Raw genomic sequence first — 23,533 nt, 5'->3', positions numbered from 1 at the left:
GGTGCGCCGATGGCGGCCGGCGCGACCGCGGGCGCCTCGGGCAGCGGTGCGGCCGCGGCGGCGGGTGCCGGGGCGGCCGCGGGCTGGATCCCGGCCAGCAGGCCGAAGCTCGCGATGCCGCCCGCGAATCCCGCCGGCACGGCGAAGGGAACGGCCGCGAGCTGGGGGAAGGTCTGCAGGGCCTCGCCGAGGTGGGTGAATTCGTCGGCGATGAGCAGCGGAATGTCGCGGAACAGGTCCGATATGGCGTCGGCCGGGTCGGTGGGAAATTCGGCCAAATCCCTGCCCAGGGTTTGGAATATCTCGGTGAAGCGATTTATCCACCAGCTCAGCTGGGTCGGGTCGCCGCCGTCGTTGTCGACGATGCCGCCGTCGTCGTCGCTGTCGCCGCCGCCGTCGTCGGCGTGCATGATGACCGGCGCCGGATCGGTTTGCGGCGCCGCTGCCACCGCCCCGGTGGACACGGCCTGATAGGTGGTCATCGTGGTGGCCGCCTGCACCCACATCCGCGCGTAGTCGGCCTCGTTGAGCGCGATCGGGATGGTGTTGATCCCGAAGAAATTCGTCGCCACCAACACCGCGTGGGTGGCATGGTTGGCGGCCAGCTCGCCCAGGGTGGGCATCGCGGCCAGGGCCGCGGTGTAGGCGGTGGCGGCGACCTCGTGCTGGGTGGCCACCGCCGCGCTCTGGGCGCCGGCCCGGGCCAGCCAGGCCAGGTAGGGCAGGTGCGCGCCGACATACTGCTGTGCGCTCGGGCCGTCCCACGACCCGGCCTGTACCGCCGCCAGGACCCCGGTCAGCTCGTCCGCTGTCTCGGTGTAGGCCGCGCTCAACGAACTCCACGCGCCGCTGGCCGCCAGCAGGCCGCCGGGCCCGGGTCCGCTGCTCAGCAGCGTCGAGTGAACCTCCGGCGGCGATGCCATCCAAACCGGCGCGGTCATTCTCGGCCTCCCGCGACCACGCGCGACGATGCCGCCATCAGGACTCCTCCGGGATCAACGGCCGCCCGGGCTGTCAGGCGGCGCACGCATCAGCCCGTCAGTAGTCGGCGCGCGGCACCGGAAAGTTCCCGGGCGCGCTCAATTCATCGGAAGTTCTTCGCTCCGCGGTTACGCCTTGACGGCGCTCACCAGGGTGTTGCGGGCGATCATCGGGCCGGCCTCGTCGTCCGGTCCCGGCACGGGCCGGCCGACCTCGCGGAGGTAATCGGCCAGCGGGGTGCCGACCGCGGTCCAGCCCCGCCCGCCGAACCATTCGGCGGCCGGCGCGTGCCGCTCGTTGTAGACCAACCGGAAGAACAGGCGCTGGTCGCCCTCGGCGGCCGCCGCGCGTTCCTGCTCGACGGCCTCCTCGAACTCGTCGGGCGGCAGCGGCGCGCCGTCCTCGACCGCGACGTGGCTGCCGTGCCCGGCGAGGCCGTCGATGCCGTTGAACAGCTGCTCCTCCGCGTCGGCCGGCAGATAGATCAGCAGGCCCTCGGCGATCCAGGCCGACGGCATGGCCGCGTCAAACCCGCTGTCCCGCAAGGCCTGTGGCCAATCCTCCCGCAGATCGACCGCGATCTCCCGGCGCTCGGCGCGCGGTTGCACGCCGGCCTCGACGAGCACCTCGCGCTTGAAATCGAGGACCGCCGGTTGGTCCAACTCGAAGATCGTGGTCCCGGCCGGCCAGTCCAGCCGGTAGGCGCGGGAGTCCAGCCCCGCCGCGAGGATCACCACCTGCCGCACGCCGGCCTCGGCGGCCCGCCGGAAATAGTCGTCGAAGTACTTGGTGCGGGCGCCCTGGAAGTTGACGAAATGCTCGCCGAAGTCGGCGGTCTTCAGCGGGTGGCCGGGGTCCTTACCGTCGAGAACGTCGGCCGCGTGACCACCGACCGCGCGGCAGAACAACTCGGCGTACTCGTCGACCACCAGCGGCTCGGGCTTCTGCGCCTCGAGCGCCCGGGCGGTCGCGACGAACAACGCCGTCGAGCCGACACTTGTTGTGATATCCCAACTATCGCCTTCGCTACGCACCCAACCGACACTACGCCGACGGGCCGGGGCCTCCCCGCTCGTCGCCCCCCTCCGGATCCCAGCTGCCCGGCAGCATCGGCAGCCGCGGGCCGCCGCTGAACTCGTCGCCGGCCAGTGTGGTCAGGCCCGCCGCCTCGGCGGCCCCCTCCCGGGGCGCGGTGCCGGCGAAGCCGATGTTCCCGGCGCCCCGCTCCGACGATGCCGTCGTGCCGGCGCCGGGCGGTTCCCCCCAGTCGGGGTCGACGTCGACATGCATGTCGGCGAACTCGTCGGCCTGCCCGCGCCTGCGCGCCCGCTTCCGCCGGCGCTCCCGCGCCGCCTCGCGCGCCGACGCGGCGGCCGCCGCCGCGGCGCTATCCGGTTCCGGTGCCTTTCTTTTCGCGCTGGCGGCGGCGGTGGCGCCCAAGCCCGCGCCGGCGCCGAGGCCCGGCGGCCCGACGACGTATGGCGGGAAGAATCCCGGCGCGCCGGTGGCCGGCGGCGACGGCGGCGGGGCCGGACCGGCCGCGGTGGCCGTCGCGGTGGGAGCGGGTGCGGGCGCCGGCGCCGGGGCGGCAGCCGCCGTCGGCGCGACGGCGGTCGGGGCCGTCGCCACGACCGGCAACACACCGAGCGGGGCCGCGGCGGGGGCCGTCGCCGGGACGACCGCGGGCTGCGGCAGCGCGGTCAGTCCCGCGAGCCCGGCGAAGGCGCCGATGGCCCCGAAGGGGGCAACGGCCGCGATGATCGCGGGGGCCAGCAACTCCGGTTGGCTGCCGAAGATCTCGAGGATGTGCGTCGGCCAGTCGAACAGCGCGAGCTGAACCAGGTACTGAAACGCCAGGGCCGGGTTGTGCACCAGGTAATAGCCGAACTGTTGGAAATCCTCGAAGAGTTCGAGAGCCCGGACGACCCAGAAGAGCGGTTGACCCGCGTTCGTGTAGGCGTCATACGGCAGGCCGTTGACGGTGCCCTCCGCGGGGTCCCAATTGATCCCGAAGTTTTTCAGGATGTTCGCGATGAAGTCGTCCAACGGATTGTCCACCGTGGGGTCGGTGAACGTGCCGCCCGAATCTTGTTTCGACGCATCGGATTTGACGATCTGCGGCGACGGCGCGGTTTGCGGCGCCGACGCCAGCGCCGCGGTGGAGACCGCGTCGTAGGTGCTCATCGTGGTGGCGGCCTGCACCCACATCCGCGCGTAGTCGGCCTCGTTGAGGGCAATGGGGATGGTGTTGACCCCAAAGAAGTTGGTGGCCACCAACATTCCGTGCACGACGTGGTTGGCGGCCAATTCGGGCAGGGTGGGCATGGTGGCCAACGCGGCGGTGTAGGCCGCCGCCGCGGTCTCGTGTCTGGCGGCCCTGTCCGCGCTGGCCGCGCTCGCCCCCGTCAGCCACGCCAGGTACGGGGCGTGCGCGGCCGTGTACGACGCGGCGCTGGGCCCCCGCCACGCACCCGCCTGCACCGACGCCAACGCCGCGCCGAGCTCCTGAGCCGCGGCGGCGTATTCGGTGCTCAGCGAGTTCCAGGCCCCCGCCGCCGCCAGCAGCGGCCCCGGCCCCGGGCCGGCGCTGAGCAGCGCCGAGTGCACCTCCGGCGGTGAGGCGATCCAGATCGGCGCGGCCATGGTTGCTCCTCGTGCTGGGCGGGTCTACCGGACCCGCGACAGACCAAGGAGCTTAATGAAAACGATTGTCGTTATCAACGGCGGCGCGCCGGGCTCTCGCCGCGGGTACAGCTAGACCAGCGGGCGCCCCGTCCGGATCCGGCGGTCGACGTCCCACAGCAGGACGTTGAACGGGAACCGCCGGACGAATCGCGGCAGGAGGCCGTTCACCGTGCGCAACACCGCCATCAGCCGGTCGAACCTGCGCTGCCTGGCGGCGTCCCACGGCAACCGCATCTCGTCGCGAAACCGCTGCGGCAGGAACCCGGTGGTGATCAGCAACGCGAAGTTGTCCGACGCGCGTTGCAGCGGGCCCGGCAGCTTCACCCCCCGCATGCGGCCCGCGGCGATCGGATACAGGTAGTCGCGGACGGCGTCGTCAATGTGCACCTTGTCCAGCGACTCCTGCCAGTACCGGTCGAACGCCGCCCGGTCCGGCGGCCACATCTCCGGCGGCACCTGCAACGTGGTGGCCAGCGACATGCCCTCGCGGTAGTGCCGCTCGGCGTCCTCGCCCTCCAGCTCGCCGATGAAGATGCGATAGATGTCGACCCCTCCCTTGTACAGGCACGCCCCCACCCACAGCTGCAGGTCCACGTCGAACGCGTTGTATTCGACCGGGCTTTCGGGGGTGGAGTACACCTGCGCGTGGGCGCGGTTCACCGCGCGGCGAAACGCGTCCTTCTGGGCGTCGCTGCCCGCGGTGGCCACCGCGAGGTAGGTGAACGTGGTGCGCGCCCGCTTGATGGGATGCAGGTCCACCCGGCCGCTGTCGACGCGACTCTCCAGCACGCCGTAGCCGACGCCGGGCCGCGCCAGTTGCATGATCACGTTGGCCGGGCCGGCCAGCAGCGCCACGCCCATCAGGCCCTCGTCGATGCCCAACGACCGGATGCGCCGTCGCCGCCGCGGGCGGGGCGGATCCGCGACCGCGCGCTCGACGTGCCGCTGCCGGACGGGTTCGTGAATCGCCAAGGTGGGCCTCCCGGTAGCTAAATGTGCGAACGCTTGTTTCCTGATATTGCCCGCGTGGCGCCCCCGATGTCAAGATGGTTCGCATGACGTCGAGCGCCCGCCCCTACCGCGGGGTCAAGGCCGCCGAACGGCTCGCGGGCCGTCGCGGCCGGCTGCTGACCGCCGGCCTGGACCTGCTGGGCGCCGAACGGCAGGACGTCTCGGCGCTGACCGTGCGGGGCGTGTGCCGCCGGGCGGGCCTGGCGGCCCGGTACTTCTACGAAAGCTTCACCGACAAAGACGAATTCGTCGGCCGCGTCTTCGACTGGGTGGTCGCCGACCTGGCCGCCACCACTCAGGCCGCGGTCGCGGCGGTGCCGGTGCACGAGCAGACCCGCGCCGGGATGGCCAACATCGTGCGGACCATCACCGATGACCCGCGCGTCGGGCGCCTGCTGTTCTCCACCCAGCTCGCCGACGCCGTGATCGTGCGCAAGCGCGCCGAGTCCAGCGCGCTGTTGGCCATGCTGTCCGGCCAGCATCTCCGCGACGCGCTGCGGATGCCGGCAAACGACCGCATCAAGGCGGGCGCGCACTTCGCGGTCGGCGGCGTCGGCCAGACGATCAGCGCCTGGCTGGCCGGCGACGTCCGGCTCGAACCGGACCGGCTCGTCGATCAGCTGGCCGCGCTGCTCGACCGGCTCGCCGACCCAAACCTCTACGGCCTCAAGGAAACAGCGGCAGGTGCCACAACCGCATCCCGGGCCTCAGCAGCCAAAATCGCATCATCGTGAGTCGCACGATCCGTAGCGCACCGGTGATCAGGACGGCGGCCAGGGGCACCTCGATTCCGAGCGCCGTGAAAACCGACAACCAGACGTCGTTGGGTCCGGCGGTCATGAGGTCGAACCACGCGTCGCAGACCAGCAGCACCCCCGCGGTGAACGCCGCGAGCACCAGCAGCTGACGGCGCAGGTATCCCAGCACGGCCGTTGCCACCATGAACACGACCAGCAAAATATCGAAACCCACCCAGGTGGCCGGCCAGTTGTGCGCGACGTAATTCTCCGGGAGCGTCACCGAGAGATACCCGAGCCAGGGGATCATCGCGAACGAGCCACCGATCATCAGACCCAACCGGATGCGCCGGATCCGACTGAGGAACTCCGGGTCGATCAGCTCGCTCAAGGGCTGCTCGAGCCGAGCGATCAGGTCGCGCCGCTGCTCGGGCGTCAACGCCGCGATCTGCTTGTCGGTCAAAACCCCCTCGGTCATCGCGGGTCTAGCGGACGGCCTCGACCCGGGGTCGCCGGTCGGCCGCGGTCTTCGGTATCGCCTTCGTGTCGCTCTCGGTGAATTCCTTTACCCAGCAGGCGAATTCCAGCGTGATGCCGTCGGGATCCTGAAAGTAGAACGAGCGCACGTACACGCCGGGATGCACCGTCGCCGACACCTGCCGCTCGCTCTCGTCGTGGTTGAGCACCGGGCCCACCCGCACGCCCTTTTCCTTGAGCCGCTGCCGGTAGGCGTCGAACTTCTCGGCCGGCACGTGAAACGCGAGGTGGTTCATGGTGCTCACCGCGCTGGTGATGTCGCCGATGCCCGGGATGGCGCCCGGCGACGAGATGCCGGGCACCCGGTCGGCCGCGTCGGCGAACCAGAAGAAGGCCACGCAGTCGCCGTTGCCGGCGTCGAAGAAGAAGTGCTGGCCCTGACCGCCCGGCAGGTCGAGCGATTTGATCAGCGGCATGCCCAGGGTGTTGCTGTAGAAGTCCACCGTGCGCGCCATGTCCGAGCACACCAGCGCGACGTGGTTGATGCCGCCGAGCTCGAATTCGGTGTTGGTGTTGTGCGGCTTGATCATCTTGCGGCTCCCATCGGAGGGCCCCATCGAGGAGGTGCAGGCCCTGGCCAAGATCAAAATCTGAATCTAACATCAGGTTCAGTTTTGCTCCAGGGAGGTGAGCCCCGTGTTGACCGCGGCAGAGCCCAACGGCCGGCCCGACCAGGCCGCCGACTTCCCGACGCAGCGCGGCCGCCGCACGCAGGCCGCGATCGACCTGGCCGCCCGAACGGTCATCGCGCGCAAGGGGATTCTGGCGACGACCATCGCCGACATCGCCGCGGAGGCGGGCCGCTCGGCCGCGTCGTTTTACAACTACTACGACTCCAAGGAGGCGATGGTCCGCCAGTGGGCGCTGCGTTTCCGCGACGAGGCCAACCAGCGCGCGGCGACGGTGATCCAGCACGGCCTGTCGCATCGCGAACGCGCCTACGAGGCCGCCGCCGCGCACTGGCACACCTATCGCAACCGGCTCGCCGAGATGATCAGCGTGTCCCAGCTGGCGATGATCAACGACGACTTCGCCCAGTACTGGGCCGAAATGTGTTCGGTACCCATCTCTTTCATCACCGAGACGGTCCGACGCGCCCAGGCCGAGGGCTACTGCGACGGCGACGACCCGCGGCTGATCGCCGAGGCGATCGTGGCGATGTTCAACCAGTTCTGCTACATCCAGCTCAGCGGGACGCGTTCGGCCGAGCCCGACGACGGGGCCTGCATCCAGACCCTCGCCAACATCTACTACCGCGCCATCTACACCCGAGGAGATCCGCTGAATTGACTCGTCGTACCGGTGCCGCCGGGGTCGTCCGGGAGTTCGTCGGGCTGCCGTCTCGCACCGCGGGGCGCGCCGGCGCCGGCGGCCATCCGTGCCAGGGGCTGTACCACCGGGGGGTCGGGCGAAAGCCCAAGGTGGCGATGATCGCCACGCACTACCAGATCGACTTCTCCGAGCACTATCTCGCCGACTACATGGCCACCCGCGGCATCGGGTTCCTCGGCTGGAACACCCGGTTTCGCGGCTTCGAAAGCAGCTTCCTGCTCGACCACGCCTTGGTGGACATCGGTGTGGGCGTCCGCTGGCTCCGCGAGGTGCAGGGCGTGGATACCGTTGTGCTGCTGGGCAATTCGGGGGGCGGCTCGCTGATGGCGGCCTACCAGTCCCAGGCCGTGGAACCGAACGTGACGCCGCTCGAGGGGATGCGCCCGGCCGCCGGGCTGACCGAGTTGATCCCCGCCGACGGCTACGTCGCCACCGCCGCCCACCCGGGGCGCCCCGAGGTGCTGACGGCGTGGATGGACGCCGCCGTCGTCGACGAGAACGATCCCGTCGCCACCGATGCCGACCTCGACCTGTTCAACGAGGCCAACGGTCCCCCGTACTCGCCGGAGTTCCTGACCCGCTACCGCGCGGCGCAGACCGCGCGCAACCATGCCATCACCGATTGGGTCGAGACGGAGCTCAAACGCGTTCGCGCCGCGGGGTTTTCCGATCGGCCGTTCACGGTGATGCGAACGTGGGCCGATCCCCGCATGGTCGATCCCAGCATCGAACCCACCAAACGCGCACCGAACCTGTGCTATGCGGGCATCCCGGTCAAGGCCAACCGCTCGGCGCACGGCATCGCCGCGGCGTGCACGCTGCGCAACTGGCTGGGCATGTGGAGCCTGCGGGTGGCGCAAACCCGCGCCGAGCCGCACCTGGCCCGCATCACCTGCCCGGCCCTGGTGATCAACGCCGAGGCCGACACCGGCGTCTTTCCGTCCGACGCCCAGCGCATCCACGACGCGCTCGCCAGCACCGACAAGACGCGCCACTCGATCGACACCGACCACTACTTCACCACGCCGGGCGCGCGCAGCGAGCAGGCCGACACCATCGCGAAGTGGATATTCAAGCGGTGGCGCTGAGCATCCCGTGAAGGTCCTCGCCCACTTCGTCCCCGGCGACAAGGTGCTGGATTTCGTTGCGCCCGAGGCGGATTGGCTCGAGATCCGGTGGTGTGCCGAAGACGACGACGCCACCTTCTACCGGGAGCTGCCCGAGGCGCAGGTGATTTGGCACGTGCTGCGTCCGCTGTCGGGCGATGACCTGCGGCGCGGGGCGCGGCTGCGCCTGGTGCACAAGCTCGGCGCCGGGGTGAACACCGTCGACGTGGCGACCGCGACGAAATGCGGTGTCGCGGTGGCCAACATGCCCGGCGCCAACGCGCCGTCGGTGGCCGAGGGCGCGGTGCTGCTGATGCTGGCGGCGTTGCGCCGGCTACCGGCGCTGGACCGCGCGGTGCGCGGGGGCTCCGGCTGGCCGGCCGACCCGGCACTGGGCGAGACGGTGCGCGATATCGGGGGTTGCACCGTCGGGCTGGTCGGCTACGGCAACATCGCCAAACGGGTCGGCGGCATCGTCGCCGCGATGGGCGCCACCGTGCTGCACACCAGCACCCGCGACGACGGGCGGCCCGGCTGGCGGCGGCTGCCCGACCTGCTGGCCGCCAGCGACATCGTCTCGCTGCACCTGCCGTTGACCGCCGATACCGCCCACCTGCTGGACCGGGACGCGATCGCCCGGATGAAACCGACTGCGGTACTGGTCAACACGTCGCGCGGCGGCGTCGTCGACGAGGACGCGCTCGTCGACGCGCTGCGCGGCGGGCGGCTGGCCGCCGCGGGGCTGGACGTCTTCGAGGTCGAGCCGGTCGCGCCCGACAACCCGCTGCTCGGCCTGGACAACGTGGTGCTGACGCCGCACGTCACCTGGTACACCGCCGACACCATGCGGCGCTACCTGGCAGAGGCGGTGGCGAACTGCCGGCGGCTGCGCGACGGGGTTCCGCTGGCCAATGTGGTCAACCAACCGACCGGTTATTAGATTGAGGGTGCTTGGCCAAAACGGATCCCGAGAATGAAGGCGACCAATGCCGATCGCGATAACTTCTGAGCATCAAGCCCTGGCCGATTCGGTGCGATCCCTGGTGGCGCGCGTCGCGCCGTCGGAGGTGCTGCACGCGGCCATGGAGACACCGATCGAGAACCCCCCGCCGTACTGGCGGGCGGCGGCCGACCAGGGCCTGCAGGGGGTTCATCTGGCGGAATCCGTCGGCGGCCAGGGGTTCGGCATCCTCGAGCTGGCCATCGTGCTCGCCGAGTTCGGCTACGGCGCCGTGCCCGGGCCGTTCGTGCCGTCGGCGATCGCCAGCGCGCTGATCTCCGCGCACGACGCGCAAGCGAAGGTGCTCTCCGAGCTGGCGTCCGGCGCCGCCATCGCCGCCTACGCGCTGGAATGCTGCGCCCTGACCGCCACCCGGCAGGGTGACCTGCTGGTGATCCGCGGCGAGGTCCGCGCGGTTCCCGCGGCGGCGCAGGCCTCGATATTGGTGCTGCCGGTCGCGATCGACAGCGGCGAGGAATGGGTGGTGCTGCGCGCCGACCAGCTGGAGATCGAGCCGGTGAAGAGCATCGACCCGCTGCGACCCATCGCGCATGTGCGGGCCAACGCCGTCGAGGTCGCCGACGACGCCGTGTTGAGCAACCTGACCATGGCGACCGCGCGCGCGCTGATGTGCACGCTGCTGTCCGCGGAGGCGATCGGCGTGGCGCGCTGGGCCACCGACACCGCGTCGCAATACGCCAAGATCCGGGAACAGTTCGGCAGACCGATCGGCCAGTTCCAGGCCATCAAGCACAAGTGCGCGGAGATGGTCGCCGACACCGAGCGGGCCACCGCCGCGGTGTGGGACGCCGCCCGCGCGATCGACGAGGCCGCCGAAAACGATTGGGACACAACAGCTTCCAGGGCTGAGTTCGCGGTCGCCGTGGCGGCGACGCTGGCACCGGCCGCCGCCCAGCGGTGCACGCAGGACTGCATCCAGGTGCACGGCGGAATCGGCTTCACCTGGGAACACGACACGAACGTCTACTACCGCCGAGCGGTGATGCTGGCCGCCTGCTTCGGCCGCGGCTCGGAGTATCCGCAAAAGGTGGTGGACACCGCGACCACGACGGGGATGCGCCCGGTGGACGTCGACCTGGACCCCGACACCGAAAAGCTGCGGGACGAGATCCGGGCCGAGGTCGCCGCACTCAAGGCGATGGAGCGCGAGCCCCGCAAGGTCGCGATCGCCGAGGGTGGGTGGGTGTTGCCCTACCTGCCCAAGCCGTGGGGCCGGGCGTCCAGTCCGGTGGAGCAGATCATCATCGCCCAGGAGTTCACCGCCGGGCGGGTCAAGCGGCCGCAGGTCGGCATCGCCGCCTGGATCATCCCGTCGATCGTCGCGTTCGGAACCGAGGAACAAAAGCAACGGTTCCTGCCGCCGACCTTCCGCGGCGAGATGATCTGGTGCCAGCTGTTCTCCGAGCCGGGCGCCGGGTCGGATCTGGCCGGGCTGACGACGAAAGCGACTCGGGCCGAAGGCGGTTGGCGCATCACCGGGCAGAAGATCTGGACCACCTACGCGCAGTACTCGCACTGGGGCGCGCTGCTGGCTCGAACCGACCCGAGCGCGCCGAAGCACAACGGCATCACGTACTTCCTGCTGGACATGCAAAGCGAAGGCGTCACGGTCAAGCCGCTGCGCGAGCTCACCGGCGCCGAGTTTTTCAACACGGTCTACATCGACGACGTGTTCGTGCCCGACGAGTGCGTGCTCGGCGACGTCAACCGCGGCTGGGAGGTCAGCCGCAACACCCTGACGGCCGAGCGGGTGTCGATCGGCAGCAGCGACAACAATTTCCTGGCAACACTTTCCGACTTCGTCGACTTCGTCCGCGACGGGCAGTTCGACCAGGTCGCTCAGCACCGGGCCGGCCAGCTGATCGCCGAGGGGCATGCCGCCAAGGTGCTGAACCTGCGCTCGACGCTGTTGACGCTGGCGGGCGGGGACGCCATGCCGTCGGCCGCGATCTCGAAGCTGCTGTCGATGCGCACCGGACAGGGTTATGCCGAGTTCGCGGTGTCCTCCTTCGGGACCGACGCCGCCATCGGCGACACCGACGAGGTGCCGGGCAAGTGGGGCGAGTACCTGCTGGCCAGCCGGGCCACCACGATCTACGGGGGCACGTCGGAGGTGCAGCTCAACATCATCGCCGAACGGCTGCTGGGCCTGCCCCGCGACCCGTAAGCGGAATCCATGCCGGCCTGAGGCCGGTCTCAGGCCGGCATGGATGTCTTTGGCGGGGGCCATGCCGACCGCGCATGGCAGCCGGCATGGCTCTCTCCCCCTGAGCGCGGGCCGGCCAACCTAAAACGCTCGGCAGGACAAGCTGACCGACGCCGCGCGGTGATGGTGGCTTGGCTCACCACCACCAGTTCCACCACTGCTCGGGAGCGCCCCACCAGTGCCCGGGAGCCCAGTAGCCGCGGCCGGGAGGGATGTTGCCCCAGCCGTTGCCGGGGTGATGCCAGCCGTCCCAGCCGCTGTCGTGACCCCACCCGGGGCCGGGGCCGTGACCCCAACCGGGACCGGGGACACCGGGGCCGTGGCCGCCGCCGTTTCCGCCACCGCCGTGGCCACCGCCGCCCCCACCGGGGTTGGCGGGGATCACGCCAGGACCGAGCGGTGTGCCGACGTGGGTTGTGGGCGCGCCCTGCGCCGCGGGGATGCCGCCGAATAGCATCGCTGCGGCGAGCGCGGCCGCGCCCGCTGCACCAGCGGCGGCGTTGCGCGTGGATCGCAGTGAAACCATCATGCGAAGCCCCTTCCCGAGATCTTCAGATGCCTAAAACGTTACCCAGATATTCTCGGGCAAACAACGGCAAATCGAAAAATGTCGCTTTGAGTTTGCTTTGCATTGAATAATTGTGCTAGATGCCTGTATTTCACAATTCGCGCGCATACTGACATCAGCATCCGCGTACTCGGCTTAAATAGCTGGTGAATCGGGCTTTACTGAGGCACTGAAATTCGGACTTTCGTATTCACGAAAATCATGAGACGCACGCGTTCCGGATGCCGAGAAATTGGCGCGGGGCCCAGCGGTCCGATGTTCATGAGCAACGGTCAGACCGCCAATTATTCTTCCCCGCCCTGCGCCGCGCGAAATCGTCGCAGCGGCCCGCGGCCGCGGCTCGGGGCGCGACCCGGCGCGGCTATGGTGACAGAATCGGTAGCAACTGACGCACGATCCCCGTACTGATCTACTGATTGCCCACCGACGGAGGGACGATCGCCGCAGTGAACTTCAAGCCCAGCCACACCGGACCCGGCGCGCCCCCCGCGGACTCAACGGCGACCGAGCGCATCCCGGGCCTGGCGCAACCGCGCCCGCCACGGATCGCCAGGCCAGCGCCGAGGTCGGCCGACCCGGGTGACCGGCCGGCACGCATGCAACGGACGCGGCGAACCGTCGACCTGCCCGCCGCCACGCACCGGGCCCTCGACATTTGGCAGCGAGAGGCCGCCGACCGCATCGGCGTCGCCCGGGTGACCGGGCAGGAGGTCCTCTCCGCGCTCATCGACCAGCTGCTGGCCGACCCCAAACTCGCGGCCCAGATCACTCGCGCCATTCAGCATCGGCGCTAGGGCGAGCAAACGCCAAAGCCCCCGGCACGCCGAGGTGTGGGGGGCTTTGGCGTCTGCTCGCGCTGGCTAGTCGATCTCCATCTCGCGCAGCTCGCGCTTGAGAATCTTGCCGGTCGGGTTGCGCGGCAGCTCGTCGAGGAAGACCACCTCCCGCGGCACCTTGTAGCGGGCCAGGTGGTCGCGCACGTAGTGCTTGACGGTGTCCTCATCGAGGCTGGCGTCCTCCTTCTTGACGACGAAGGCGCGCAGCCGGTGGCCCCACTCCTTGTCCTCGACCCCGATCGCGGTGGCCTCCACGACGTCGGGATGCCCGCTGATCAGGTCCTCGACCTCCGCGGGAAAGACGTTCTCACCGCCGGAGACGATCATCTCGTCGTCGCGACCGCTGACGTAGAGCAGGCCGTGCTCGTCGAAGTAGCCGACGTCGCCGGACGACATCAGGCCGTCGATGATCTGCTTGTGGCCGCCGCCGGTGTAGCCCTCGAACGGGAAGGCGTTGCCGACGAAGATCCGGCCGACGTCGCCCTGCGGCACCTCGATGCCGTTGTCGTCGAGGATCTTGACCTTGACGCCCTTGACCACCGGTCCGACCGTGGCCGCGTTGCGTTGCAGGTCCTTGGGCCCGGCGATGGTGGCGAACGCGATCTCCGTCGAGCCGTACATGTTGTAGATGACCGGACCCAGGTCCTTCAGCGCGCGGTTGGCCAGCTCGGCGCCCAGCTGCGATCCGGAGATGAACACGATCTTCAGGCTCGACAGGTCGGGCTTCTTGTCCATCTTCTCCAGCGCGTCGAGGATGCGCGACAGCATCACGGGCACCACGACCATCGCGGTCACCTTGTGCTTCTCGATGTCCGCCAGCACCAGCGGCGGCTTGAACTTGCGCCGCAACACCAGCGTCGACCCCAGGAACATCGCGATGGTGCCGTGCAGGTACCCCAGCGCGTGGAACATGGGCGCGGGCAGCGACGTCACCTCGTTGGCCTTGAACGGAACGTGCGACAGGATGCCGCCGACCGGTGCCAGCGTCGGCGGGGTGCTGCGGTTGGCCCCCTTGGGGGTGCCGGTGGTCCCGCTGGTCAGGATGATGATCGACGCATGCCGGGAGGCCTTGGGGGCCGGCGCCTTACTACTGCGCGCGATCAGGTCGGCCAGCGTCTCGTCCTCGCTGCCGGACGGCTCGTCGCTGTCCGGGTTGGTCCCCAGGGCCCGCAGCTTGCCCAGCTCCGGCTCGGCTTTGCTGACCGCCTTGGTGTACTCGTCGTCGTAGATGATCAGCTTGGCGCCCTCGCGCTCCGAGACCTCCTTGATCTGCGGGCCGGAGAACTCGCTGTTGAGCAGGATGATGCGGGCCCCGACCCGGGCGGCGCCGTAGTTGGCGATGAGGAACCACCGGTGGTTGCGGGCCAGGATGGCCACGCCGTCGCCGCCCTTGACGCCCTTCTCGATCAGCCCGTTGGCCACCGCGTGGGCGGCCTTGTCCAGCTCGGCGTAGCTGAATTCGCCCTCTTCGTCGATGCACGCCGCCCGGTCCGGATGCCGCCTGGCGTTGAGTGACGGCAGCATGCCGAACTCGCCCCACTTGACGATGTCGGCGGCCATCGCCGCGTAGTTCTGCGGCGGCTCCAGCCGGAACGCGCCCGCTTCGAAGATCTTGCGCACGTAGTGCAGTTCGGCCGAGCCGCGCTCGAAGTACTGCTGAAGTTTGGCCACGGTTTGCCCGGGCAGACCGATGAGGTTAGGCATGAGATCACCATATGTGACGCCCGTCGCACTGCGGTCGGAAAGTATCCCGGAATTACCATGAACCGCATGACCGCCCCGGTGTCACTGGAAGTGGCCGGGCGGCAGGTCACCATCACCCATCCGGACAGGGTGGTCTTCCCGGGCACGAACGGCGCGGGCCGCCACACTAAGCTCGACCTGGTCCGCTATTACCTTTCCGTCGCCGACGGGGCGCTGCGCGGCGTGGCCGGGCGGCCGATGATCCTGAAGCGCTTCGTCAAGGGGATCGGGCAGGAGGCCGTGTTCCAGAAGCGCGCGCCGAAGAACAGGCCGGCCTGGGTGGACGTCGCCGAACTTCGCTACGCGTCGGGCACGTCGGCCGAGGAGGCCGTCATCCACGACGCCGCCGGGCTAGCGTGGGTGATCAACCTGGGCTGCGTGGACCTCAACCCGCACCCGGTGCTCGCCGACGACCTCGACCACCCCGACGAGCTGCGCGTCGACCTCGACCCGATGCCCGGGGTCACCTGGCGGCGGATCGTCGACGTCGCGCTGGTGGCCCGCGAGGTGCTGGAGGACTACGGCCTGACCCCCTGGCCGAAGACGTCCGGGTCGCGCGGCTTTCACATCTACGCGCGCATCGCCCCGCGCTGGGGGTTCCGCCAGGTGCGGCTGGCCGCCCAGACCGTCGCGCGCGAGGCGGAACGGCGGGTGCCCGACGCGGCGACGAGCCGCTGGTGGAAGGAGGAGCGCGAGGGCGTCTTCGTCGACTTCAACCAGAACGCCAAGGACCGCACGGTCGCGTCGGCCTACTCGGTGCGGGCCACCCCGGACGCCCGCGTGTCCACTCCCCTGCACTGGGACGAGGTCGCCGGCTGCCGGCCCGAGGCGTTCACCATCGCCACCGTGCCCGCCCGGTTCGCCGACATCGGTGACCCGTGGGCGGGGATGGACCCCTCCAACAAAGCAGCCGTCGGCGAGCTCGACAGGCTGCTGATGCTGGCCGAGGACATGGGTCCCCCGGAGAAACCGCCGCCGGGTTCGGCGAAAGGCGCGGCGGGCCGGCGCCGGTCCGTGATGCCGCTCATCGAGGTCGCCCGCACCAAAACCCGGGACGAGGCGATGGCCGCGCTGGACACCTGGCGCGCCCGCCACCCCGCCGCGGCCGGGCGGCTGCGCCCGGCCGACGTCCTGGTCGACGGCATGCGCGGGCCGAGCTCGATCTGGTACCGGATCCGGATCAACCTGCAGCACGTGCCCGTCGAGCTGCGCCCGCCGCAGGAGGAGCTGATCGCCGACTACTCCCCGTGGCAGGGCTACACGCCGCCGGCTTCCCGACGGGGCGCCGCGGGTGCGGGAGAATCGCCTCATGCAGGCGAGTGAGGCGCCCCTGGGCCTGCGGGAGCGCAAGAAGATCAAGACCCGCCAGGCCATCCGGCGCGCGGCGTTCCGCCTGATCGAGCAGAACGGCTACGCCGCCACCACCGTCGAGCAGATCGCGGAGGCCGCTGAGGTGTCGCCCAGCACCTTCTTCCGGTACTTCGGATCCAAGGAGTCGCTGCTGCTGGCCGACGACCTGGACCCGCTGATACTGGCGGCCTTCGAGGCGCAGCCGCCCGACCTGTCGCTGATCCAGGCGTTTCGCAAGGCCTACCAGGCCGTCATGGCCGACCTGCCCGCCGACCAGCAGGAGTTCGAAAGCACCCGGCAGCGGCTGATGTTCTCGATACCGGAGCTCAAGGCGGCCATGTACGACGAGTACTACCGCACCGTCAACGTCATGGCCGAGGCGGTCAGCCGCCGAATCGGCCGTCCCGCAAGCGATTTCGAGGTTCGCGTGTTCGTCGGCGCGCTGACCGGCGCCATGATGGCCGCGTTCGACAACGCGCCGCCGACGCCCGACACGATCTATCGGGCCATGGACTTCGTCGACGCCGGCATGCCGCTGGGCTGAGCGGTGCGACCGCGCGGCGATGCAGGTGAGAGCCCCGGACGCGATACTCTCACGCGATGAAGAGTCGGCGGGAGTTCTTGCAGCTCGCCGGGGCCGCCGCGGCGCTCGGGGCCGCCGCCGCGGCGCCGGGGTGCTCGTCGCCCAAACCGGCGCCGGGCACCTCCGGCGGCCGCTCGGTGACCATCACCCACCTGTTCGGTGAGACCGTCGTCAAGGAGCCGCCCAAGCGCGTGGTCAGCGCCGGCTACACCGAACAGGACGACCTGCTCGCGGTGGGCGTGGTGCCCGTCGCGGTCACCAACTGGTTCGGCGATCAACCGTTCGCGGTGTGGCCGTGGGCCCAGCCCAAGCTCGGCGACGCGCGCCCGGTGGTGTTGAACCTGGACAATGGGATTCCGGTCGACCAGATCGCCGGGCTGAAGCCGGACCTAATCGTGGCCGTCAACGCCGGTGTGGACGCCGACACCTATCAGAAGCTGTCGGCGATCGCGCCGACCCTGGCGCAGTCGGACGGCGATGCGTTCTTCGAGCCGTGGAAGGAGCAGGCCACCGCGATCGGCCAGGCGGTGTTTCAGGCCGACCAGATGAAGTCGCTGATCGACGGCGTCGACAAGCAGTTCGCCGCCGTCGCGCAGAAGTATCCGCAATGGCAGGCCAAGAAGGCACTGCTGATGCAGGGCAGCCTCTTTCAGGGCACCGTGGTCGCGACGGCGGCGGGCTGGCGGACCGACTTTTTGAACCAGATGGGGCTGGTCATCGCCGACAGCATCAAGCCGTTCGTCTCCGATCACCGCGCCGTCATCCCGCGCGACCAGATCAAGGCGGTGCTCGATTCCGCCGACGTGTTGATCTGGACGACCGAAAGCCCGGACGACCAAAAGGCGCTGCTGGCCGATCCCGAGGTGGCGGGGTCGCAGGCGACCGCGCAGAGCCGGCACATCTTCACCACCAAGGACCAGGCCGGCGCGATCGCGTTTTCGTCGCCGCTGAGCTACCCGGTGGTCGCCGACCAGCTGCCCCCGCAGATCGCCAAGATCCTCGGGTAGAACCCGCTGTTTGAGCGTTTGCTAAGGCACCTCTGGCAGTGCTCGAAAATCCCGGGCACTCCCCTCGACCTGCCCCGATTGCGAGGTTACCGTCGAGTAATGAGCGTGACTGACCTAACCAGGGGCCTGCCGACGGAGCTGGTCGGCAACACCGTGTTCGACTACGGCGACCAGGCTCTGATGGTGCAATGTGGCAGCACCGCAGAGGTATTGGCGTGGACGGACGCGCTGCGCGCCGCGGCGCTGCCCGGCGTGCTGGACATCGTCCCGGCCGCCCGCACGGTGCTGGTCAAGCTCGACGGCCCCCGCAACCAAGGGGTCGTCCGTCAGCGACTGCGCAAGATGACGGTGCGCGCCGAGGAGGCCGCCGCGGCGGAGCGCAGCGCCGACGTGGTGATCGACGTCGTCTACGACGGCCCCGACCTCGCGGAGGTCGCCGACCACACCGGGCTGACCACCGCGCAGGTGATCAACGCCCACACCTCGAGCCTGTGGCGGGTCGGATTCAGTGGATTCGCACCGGGTTTCGCGTACCTGGTGGACGGCGACCCGCGCCTTCGGGTGCCGCGCCGCTCCGAGCCGCGGACCTCGGTGCCGGCGGGCTCGGTCGCCCTCGCCGGCGAATTCAGCGCGATATACCCGCGCCAATCGCCAGGCGGCTGGCAACTCATCGGCCACACCGACGCGGTGCTGTGGGACCTTGAGCGGCCCAACCCTGCCCTGCTGACGCAGGGCATGTGGGTCCGGTTCCGGGCCGCGTGAGAAGGAGGACGCCGTGACAACTCCGCGCGTCACGCTGGAAATCCTGCGCACCGGGCCCCTGGCCGTCGTGCAGGACCTCGGCCGCACCGGGCTGGCTCACCTCGGCGTCGGCCGCTCCGGCGCCGCCGACCGCCGCTCGCACCGGCTGGCCAACCGGCTGGTCGCCAACCCCGACGACCGCGCCACCGTGGAGGTGACGTTCGGAGGACTGTGCGCGCGGGTCCGCGGCGGCGACGTCGACATCGCGGTGACGGGCGCCGACACCGAGCCGACCGTCGACGGAATCAAGTTCGGCGCCAACAGCATTCAGCATGTTCGCGATGGCCAGGTGATCTCGATGGGCACCCCGCGGGCCGGGCTGCGGACGTACCTGGCAGTGCGCGGCGGCATCTGTGTCGAGCCGGTGCTGGGCTCGCGCAGCTACGACGTGATGTCCGCGATCGGCCCGCCGCCGCTTGCGCCCGGCGATCGGCTGCCGATCGGCGAGCACACCGACGACTACCCCGAACTGGACCAGGCCCCGGTGGCGGCGATCGACGCGCATCTGGTCGAACTGCGGGCGGTGCCCGGACCGCGCGACGACTGGTTCGTCGATCCCGACGTCCTGGTGCGCACCATCTGGATGGCCTCGGACCGCAGCGACCGGGTCGGAATGCGGTTGGAGGGCCGCCCGTTGCGGTCCCGCTACCCCGACCGCCAGCTGCCCAGCGAGGGTGTCACCCGCGGCGCAATCCAGGTGCCGCCCAACGGATTACCGGTGATCCTCGGACCCGACCACCCGGTCACCGGCGGCTACCCGGTGGTCGGCGTGGTGGTCGACGAGGACATCGACAAGGTCGCCCAGGTGCGGCCCGGCCAGTACGTGCGGCTGCACTGGGCGCGGCCCCGCCTTCCGGTGGGGGCCGGGGCGCAGGCGGCTTCCGCCTGGTAGACAAAGGGGTGTGACCGCCCAGGTCCACACCGCCCGCCTGGTCCACACCGCCGATCTCGACAGCGAGACCCGGCACGGCGTTCGCCAAATGGTCACCGCCGCCTTCGGCGGTGACTTCAGCGAGCACGACTGGGAGCACACGCTGGGCGGCATGCACGCCCTGATCTGGCAGCACGGCGCGATCATCGCGCACGCCGCGGTGATCCAGCGCCGGCTGCTCTACCGGGGAGAGGCGCTGCGCTGCGGTTACGTCGAGGGCGTCGCGGTGCGGGAGGACTGCCGCGGCCAGGGCCTGGTGCACGCGCTGCTGGACGGCGTCGAGCAGGTGGTGCGCGGCGCCTACCAACTCGGCGCGCTCAGTTCGTCGATCCGGGCGCAACGGCTTTACGCGGCGCGCGGCTGGCTGCCGTGGCGCGGCCCGACGTCGGTGCTGGCGCCGACGGGCCCGGCCCGCACCCCCGACGACGACGGGACGGTATACGTGCTGCCGGTCGAGGTCGAGCTGGACACCTCCGCGGACCTGATGTGCGATTGGCGCGCCGGGGACGTCTGGTAGATCGCGTATAGCACGAAAAGTATTCGGCCTCACACCGAATTCCACGGCGGGGGTCGCGTCACAGCGAATCCGCTTGTCCTTCAGCGACTTACCAGACAACTGGGATTCAACTTACAGGCGATATCGGCCGAATCGAGTTGACGGACTTCCATTCCTGATGTGAGCATCGGGTGTCAGCCCGTTCGCTCAACGCGCCCAACGGGTTTCGCGCGGCCGCCTGACCGCGCCACCCAAACCCCCTGCACGAAAGGCGAACACCGCATGGGCCGCACCCACCGCATCACGGACTGGAATCCGGAGGACACCGCGGCCTGGGAGGCGGGCAACAACAGAATCGCCCGTCGCAACCTGCTGTGCACGATGGCCGGCGACCACGTCGCGTTTTCCGTCTGGTCGCTGTGGTCGGTGATGGCGCTGTTCATGCCGGCGTCCGTCTATGGCTTTTCCGCGGGCGACAAGCTGCTGCTCGGCGCGGTCGCGACCCTGGTCGGGGGCTGCGTCCGCATCCCCTACACCCTGGGCATCGCGGCCCTCGGCGGCCGCAACTGGACGATGCTGTCGGCGTTCGCGCTGCTGCTCCCGACGGTCGGCACCGTCGTACTGCTGGCCAATCCCGGCCTGCCGCTGTGGCCCTACGTCGTGTGCGCGGCGCTGACCGGGCTGGGCGGCGGCAACTACGCGGCGTCGCTGGCCAACGTCAACGCCTTCTACCCGCAGCGGCTCAAGGGCGCCGCGCTGGCGACCAACGCCGGCGTCGGCAACCTCGGCGTCGCGGGAATCCAGCTGGTCGGCCTGCTGGCGCTCGCCACCGCCGGTCACCGGGCGCCGTACCTGGTGTGCGCTGTCTACCTGGTGCTGCTGGCGGTCGTCGGCATCGCGGCGGCGCTGTTCATGGACAACCTCGACCACGGCATCGAGGTGAACACGATGCGCTCGGTCCTCCTCGAACGCGACACCTATGTGATCTCGCTGCTCTACATCTGCACGTTCGGCTCCTGGATCGGGTTCGCCTTCGCCTTCGGCCAGGTGCTGCAGGTCAACTTCGCGGCCGGCGGTGAAACCGCTCCGCATGCGGCGCTGCACGCCGCGCAGATCGCCTTCGTCGGGCCGCTTTTGGGATCGCTGGCGCGGGTCTACGGCGGGAAGCTGGGCGACCGGTTCGGCGGCAGCCGCGTCACCCTCGGCGTGCTCGGCGGCATGATCGCCGGCGCCGTGTTGCTCGTCGTCGTCGGCACGGTCGACCACCACGCCGGCGGTGCCGGGCCCGTCGTGCTGACCGGATACGTCGTCGGCTTCGTCGTCCTGTTCGTCCTGTCCGGGATGGGCAACGGCTCGGTGTTCAAGATGATCCCGTCGGTGTTCGAGGCGCGCAGCCGCTCGCTGGACGTCGGCGAGACGCACCGCCGGCAGTGGTCGCGCGCGATGTCGGGGTCGCTGATCGGGTTCTGCGCCGCCGTCGGCGCGCTCGGCGGCGTCGGAATCGACCTGGCGCTGCGCGAGTCCTACCTGCGCAGCGGCACCGAGACGCCGGCATACTGGGCGTTCCTGGCCTGCTACGTCGTCGCCGCGATCCTGACCTGGACGACGTATGTCCGCCGGCCGGTCCGCGCCCCGCGCGGGTGTGATCGTGCTCGCAGCGGGAGCAATGCGTCAGCAATTGCGCGGTAACGCCGCGGAAACCTCCCAGGCATACACAGTTGATATGGCCCGGCCACACTCTGCACCACTGACCGGTTACCGGATCGCGGTGACGTCGGCCCGTCGCGCCGAGGAGCTGGCCGCGTTGTTGCGCCGCAACGGCGCCGAGGTCTACAGCGCCCCGGCGATCAACATGATCGCGCTGCCCGACGACGACGAGCTGCACGGCAACACCGAGGCGCTGATCGCCGCGCCACCCGACATTCTGGTGGCGCACAGCGGCATCGGCATGCGCGGCTGGCTGGCCGCCGCAGAGGGGTGGGGGCTGGCCAACCAGCTCGTCGCGGCGCTGTCGTCGGCGCGCATCGTGGCCCGCGGGCCGAAGGCGACCGGCGCGCTGCGCGCCGCCGGCCTGCACGAGGAGTGGTCGCCGAAATCCGAATCCTCAACCGAGCTACTGAAATACCTCCTCGAATCCGACGTGTCCGGCATGCGGATCGCGGTTCAACTGCACGGCGCGGCCGACGCCTGGGATCCGTTCCCGGAATTCGTCGGCGGGTTGCGCGCCGCGGGCGCGGACGTGGTGCCCATCCGCGTGTACCGGTGGAAGTCGACCCCGTTGGGTGGCGAGTTCGACCAGCTGGTTACCGGGATCGCACGCCGGCAGTTCGACGCCGTGAGCTTCACGTCGGCGCCGGCCGCGGCGGCGGTCCTGGAGCGCAGCCGCGACCTCGACATCGAGGACCAGCTGCTGACGGCGCTGCGCACCGACGTGCACGCGATGTGCGTGGGCCCGGTGACCTCCCAGCCGCTGATCCGCAAGGGCGTCCCGGCGTCATCTCCCGATCGAATGAGGTTGGGCGCCTTGGCCCGTCACATCGCCGAGGAGCTGCCGCTGCTGGGTTCGTGCCACGTGCGGGCGGCCGGACATCTCGTGGACATCCGGGGAAACTGCGCACTGGTGGATGGCTCCGTCAAAACGCTGTCCGGGTCCGGGATGGCGATACTCCGCGCGCTGGCGCAGCGACCCGGCGATGTCGTCGCCCGCAACGACCTGCTGCGGGTGCTGCCCGGCAACAGCAACGATCCGCACGCCGTCGACACGGCCGTGCTGCGGCTGCGGACGGCCTTGGGCGACAGGAACATTGTGGCGACGGTGGTCAAGCGCGGCTACCGGCTGGCCGTCGACGAGCCGGCGGGAATGGCATGAGCCTGATAATGGTGGCGCACGGCACCCGCCGGCCGGCCGGTGTCGCGATGACCGGAGACCTGGCGGCCCGGGTGGGCACGTTGCTGGACCGCGCGGTGCAGGTCGCGTTCGTCGACGTGCTGGGACCCACCCCCAGCGAGGTGCTCTCGCACGCCGCCGACGGCCGGCGCGCGATCGTGGTGCCGGCGTTCCTTTCTCGCGGATATCACGTCCGCACCGACCTGCCCGCCCACGTGGCAGCCAGCGGGCGTGCGAACGTCGTCGTCACCCCGGCGCTCGGGCCGAGCGGGGAGATCGCGCGGATTGTCTTCTACCAATTGATTGAATCGGGCTGGCGCCCCGGCGATTCCGTGATCCTCGGCGCGGCCGGGACGTCCGATCACCGGGCGCGCGCCGACCTGCACACCACCGCGACGTGGTTGTCGGCGCTCACCGGATCGCGGGTGCGGCTGGGCTTTGCCGCCACCGGCGATCCCGACGTGCGCGAGGCGGTCCTGCGCGCCCGCCGCGACGGCGCCCGCCGCGTCGCCGTCGCCTCCTATCTGTTGGCCGACGGCCTGTTTCAGCAACGGCTGCGCGGTTGCGGCGCCGACCTGGTCAGCCAACCGCTGGGCACCCATCCCGGGCTGGCCCGGTTGATCGCGAGCCGGTTCCGCAGGGCCGTGCCGAAACCCCCAGCGCGCCAGGCTTTGCACGGGAGGCGCGCCGACGTGCGCAACGCTTGATCTTTGCT

23 protein-coding genes are annotated in these 23,533 nt (G+C 70.1%); 15 read left to right on the top strand and 8 right to left on the bottom strand.

All coding sequences use genetic code 11. The features are described 5' to 3' along the window. The 4 genes from OQ968_RS24425 to OQ968_RS24410 form a co-directional block, all read right to left on the bottom strand. Positions 1-941: PPE family protein (locus OQ968_RS24425; protein WP_324682201.1), on the bottom strand; the 941-nt coding region annotated here is incomplete at its 3' end. A 168-nt stretch (positions 942-1,109) separates the two neighbouring features. Beyond that, positions 1,110-2,015, bottom strand: a complete 906-nt coding sequence (locus tag OQ968_RS24420; RefSeq protein WP_324682200.1) for a class I SAM-dependent methyltransferase — start codon at positions 2,013-2,015, stop codon at positions 1,110-1,112. Positions 2,016-2,025: 10 nt separating this feature from the next. Beyond that, positions 2,026-3,624: a PPE family protein gene (locus OQ968_RS24415; protein ID WP_324682199.1), complete on the bottom strand. Its 1,599-nt coding sequence runs from the start codon at positions 3,622-3,624 to the stop codon at positions 2,026-2,028. Between the two features lie 111 nt (positions 3,625-3,735). Further along, entirely contained in the window at positions 3,736-4,638 is a 903-nt protein-coding gene (locus OQ968_RS24410; RefSeq protein WP_324682197.1) for an oxygenase MpaB family protein, read from the bottom strand. Positions 4,639-4,721: 83 nt separating this feature from the next. Here OQ968_RS24410 and OQ968_RS24405 point away from each other — a divergent pair, with 83 nt between their 5' ends. Continuing rightward, a complete protein-coding gene (locus OQ968_RS24405; protein WP_324682195.1) occupies positions 4,722-5,411 on the top strand; it encodes a TetR/AcrR family transcriptional regulator in 690 nt (229 codons plus the stop codon). Here OQ968_RS24405 and OQ968_RS24400 read toward each other — a convergent pair. After that, a complete protein-coding gene (locus OQ968_RS24400; RefSeq protein ID WP_324682194.1) occupies positions 5,344-5,892 on the bottom strand; it encodes a hypothetical protein in 549 nt (182 codons plus the stop codon). The two genes, OQ968_RS24405 and OQ968_RS24400, sit on opposite strands and share 68 nt — an antisense overlap. Positions 5,893-5,899: 7 nt before the next feature. After that, on the bottom strand, positions 5,900-6,481 hold the full coding sequence (locus tag OQ968_RS24395) for a VOC family protein (protein WP_324682192.1): 582 nt from the start codon (positions 6,479-6,481) through the stop codon (positions 5,900-5,902). Between the two features lie 106 nt (positions 6,482-6,587). On the opposite strand from OQ968_RS24395, the gene OQ968_RS24390 reads away from it, so the two are divergent. Genes OQ968_RS24390 through OQ968_RS24375 form a run of 4 tightly spaced genes read left to right on the top strand, consistent with a single transcriptional unit; the run spans position 6,588 to position 11,577 of the window. Further along, positions 6,588-7,241, top strand: a complete 654-nt coding sequence (locus OQ968_RS24390; protein ID WP_324682190.1) for a TetR/AcrR family transcriptional regulator — start codon at positions 6,588-6,590, stop codon at positions 7,239-7,241. After that, positions 7,238-8,371 carry an alpha/beta hydrolase gene (locus tag OQ968_RS24385; protein WP_324682188.1) on the top strand — a complete coding sequence of 378 codons (1,134 nt, stop codon included), beginning with the start codon at positions 7,238-7,240 and terminating at the stop codon, positions 8,369-8,371. The genes OQ968_RS24390 and OQ968_RS24385 overlap by 4 nt, the downstream gene beginning before the upstream one ends. A gap of 7 nt (positions 8,372-8,378) precedes the next feature. After that, a complete protein-coding gene (locus tag OQ968_RS24380) occupies positions 8,379-9,329 on the top strand; it encodes a 2-hydroxyacid dehydrogenase (protein ID WP_324682186.1) in 951 nt (316 codons plus the stop codon). Positions 9,330-9,375: 46 nt separating this feature from the next. Then, positions 9,376-11,577, top strand: a complete 2,202-nt coding sequence (locus OQ968_RS24375) for an acyl-CoA dehydrogenase (RefSeq protein ID WP_324682185.1) — start codon at positions 9,376-9,378, stop codon at positions 11,575-11,577. Between the two features lie 175 nt (positions 11,578-11,752). Here OQ968_RS24375 and OQ968_RS24370 read toward each other — a convergent pair whose 3' ends face one another. After that, positions 11,753-12,145 carry a hypothetical protein gene (locus OQ968_RS24370; protein WP_324682184.1) on the bottom strand — a complete coding sequence of 131 codons (393 nt, stop codon included), beginning with the start codon at positions 12,143-12,145 and terminating at the stop codon, positions 11,753-11,755. A gap of 485 nt (positions 12,146-12,630) precedes the next feature. Here OQ968_RS24370 and OQ968_RS24365 point away from each other — a divergent pair, with 485 nt between their 5' ends. Beyond that, positions 12,631-12,978 carry an ATPase gene (locus OQ968_RS24365; RefSeq protein ID WP_324682183.1) on the top strand — a complete coding sequence of 116 codons (348 nt, stop codon included), beginning with the start codon at positions 12,631-12,633 and terminating at the stop codon, positions 12,976-12,978. A 66-nt stretch (positions 12,979-13,044) separates the two neighbouring features. On the opposite strand, the gene fadD2 is transcribed toward OQ968_RS24365, so the two are convergent. Next, positions 13,045-14,724 carry a long-chain-fatty-acid--CoA ligase FadD2 gene (fadD2, locus tag OQ968_RS24360; RefSeq protein ID WP_324682181.1) on the bottom strand — a complete coding sequence of 560 codons (1,680 nt, stop codon included), beginning with the start codon at positions 14,722-14,724 and terminating at the stop codon, positions 13,045-13,047. Positions 14,725-14,781: 57 nt separating this feature from the next. Between fadD2 and OQ968_RS24355 the strand changes: the two genes are divergently transcribed. The 9 genes from OQ968_RS24355 (at position 14,782) to OQ968_RS24315 (ending at position 23,525) form a co-directional block, all read left to right on the top strand. Continuing rightward, positions 14,782-16,086, top strand: a complete 1,305-nt coding sequence (locus OQ968_RS24355; RefSeq protein ID WP_324682180.1) for a DNA polymerase domain-containing protein — start codon at positions 14,782-14,784, stop codon at positions 16,084-16,086. After that, entirely contained in the window at positions 16,073-16,657 is a 585-nt protein-coding gene (locus tag OQ968_RS24350) for a TetR family transcriptional regulator (RefSeq protein ID WP_324682179.1), read from the top strand. The genes OQ968_RS24355 and OQ968_RS24350 overlap by 14 nt, the downstream gene beginning before the upstream one ends. A 56-nt stretch (positions 16,658-16,713) precedes the next feature. Continuing rightward, on the top strand, positions 16,714-17,703 hold the full coding sequence (locus OQ968_RS24345) for an ABC transporter substrate-binding protein (RefSeq protein WP_324682177.1): 990 nt from the start codon (positions 16,714-16,716) through the stop codon (positions 17,701-17,703). Between the two features lie 99 nt (positions 17,704-17,802). Next, entirely contained in the window at positions 17,803-18,465 is a 663-nt protein-coding gene (locus tag OQ968_RS24340; protein ID WP_324682175.1) for an allophanate hydrolase subunit 1, read from the top strand. A 13-nt stretch (positions 18,466-18,478) separates the two neighbouring features. Beyond that, the gene (locus tag OQ968_RS24335) at positions 18,479-19,396 is read left to right on the top strand and encodes a 5-oxoprolinase/urea amidolyase family protein (protein ID WP_324682174.1); all 918 of its coding nucleotides are present in this window, start codon (positions 18,479-18,481) and stop codon (positions 19,394-19,396) included. 10 nt (positions 19,397-19,406) lie between these two features. Beyond that, positions 19,407-19,952 (top strand): GNAT family N-acetyltransferase, encoded by a 546-nt coding sequence (locus OQ968_RS24330; RefSeq protein ID WP_324682173.1) that lies wholly within the window; start codon positions 19,407-19,409, stop codon positions 19,950-19,952. A gap of 261 nt (positions 19,953-20,213) precedes the next feature. Beyond that, a complete protein-coding gene (locus tag OQ968_RS24325; protein WP_324682171.1) occupies positions 20,214-21,620 on the top strand; it encodes a nitrate/nitrite transporter in 1,407 nt (468 codons plus the stop codon). A gap of 34 nt (positions 21,621-21,654) precedes the next feature. Next, positions 21,655-22,800 (top strand): uroporphyrinogen-III synthase, encoded by a 1,146-nt coding sequence (locus OQ968_RS24320; RefSeq protein WP_324682170.1) that lies wholly within the window; start codon positions 21,655-21,657, stop codon positions 22,798-22,800. Further along, positions 22,797-23,525, top strand: a complete 729-nt coding sequence (locus OQ968_RS24315; protein ID WP_324682169.1) for a sirohydrochlorin chelatase — start codon at positions 22,797-22,799, stop codon at positions 23,523-23,525. The genes OQ968_RS24320 and OQ968_RS24315 overlap by 4 nt, the downstream gene beginning before the upstream one ends. Positions 23,526-23,533: the final 8 nt, after the last annotated feature.

The sequence above is a fragment of the Mycobacterium sp. 663a-19 genome, from assembly GCF_035616495.1.
GTDB lineage: Bacteria > Actinomycetota > Actinomycetes > Mycobacteriales > Mycobacteriaceae > Mycobacterium.
Note: the sequence above shows the minus strand (reverse complement) of the source record. Positions and strands in the feature narration are given on the sequence as shown.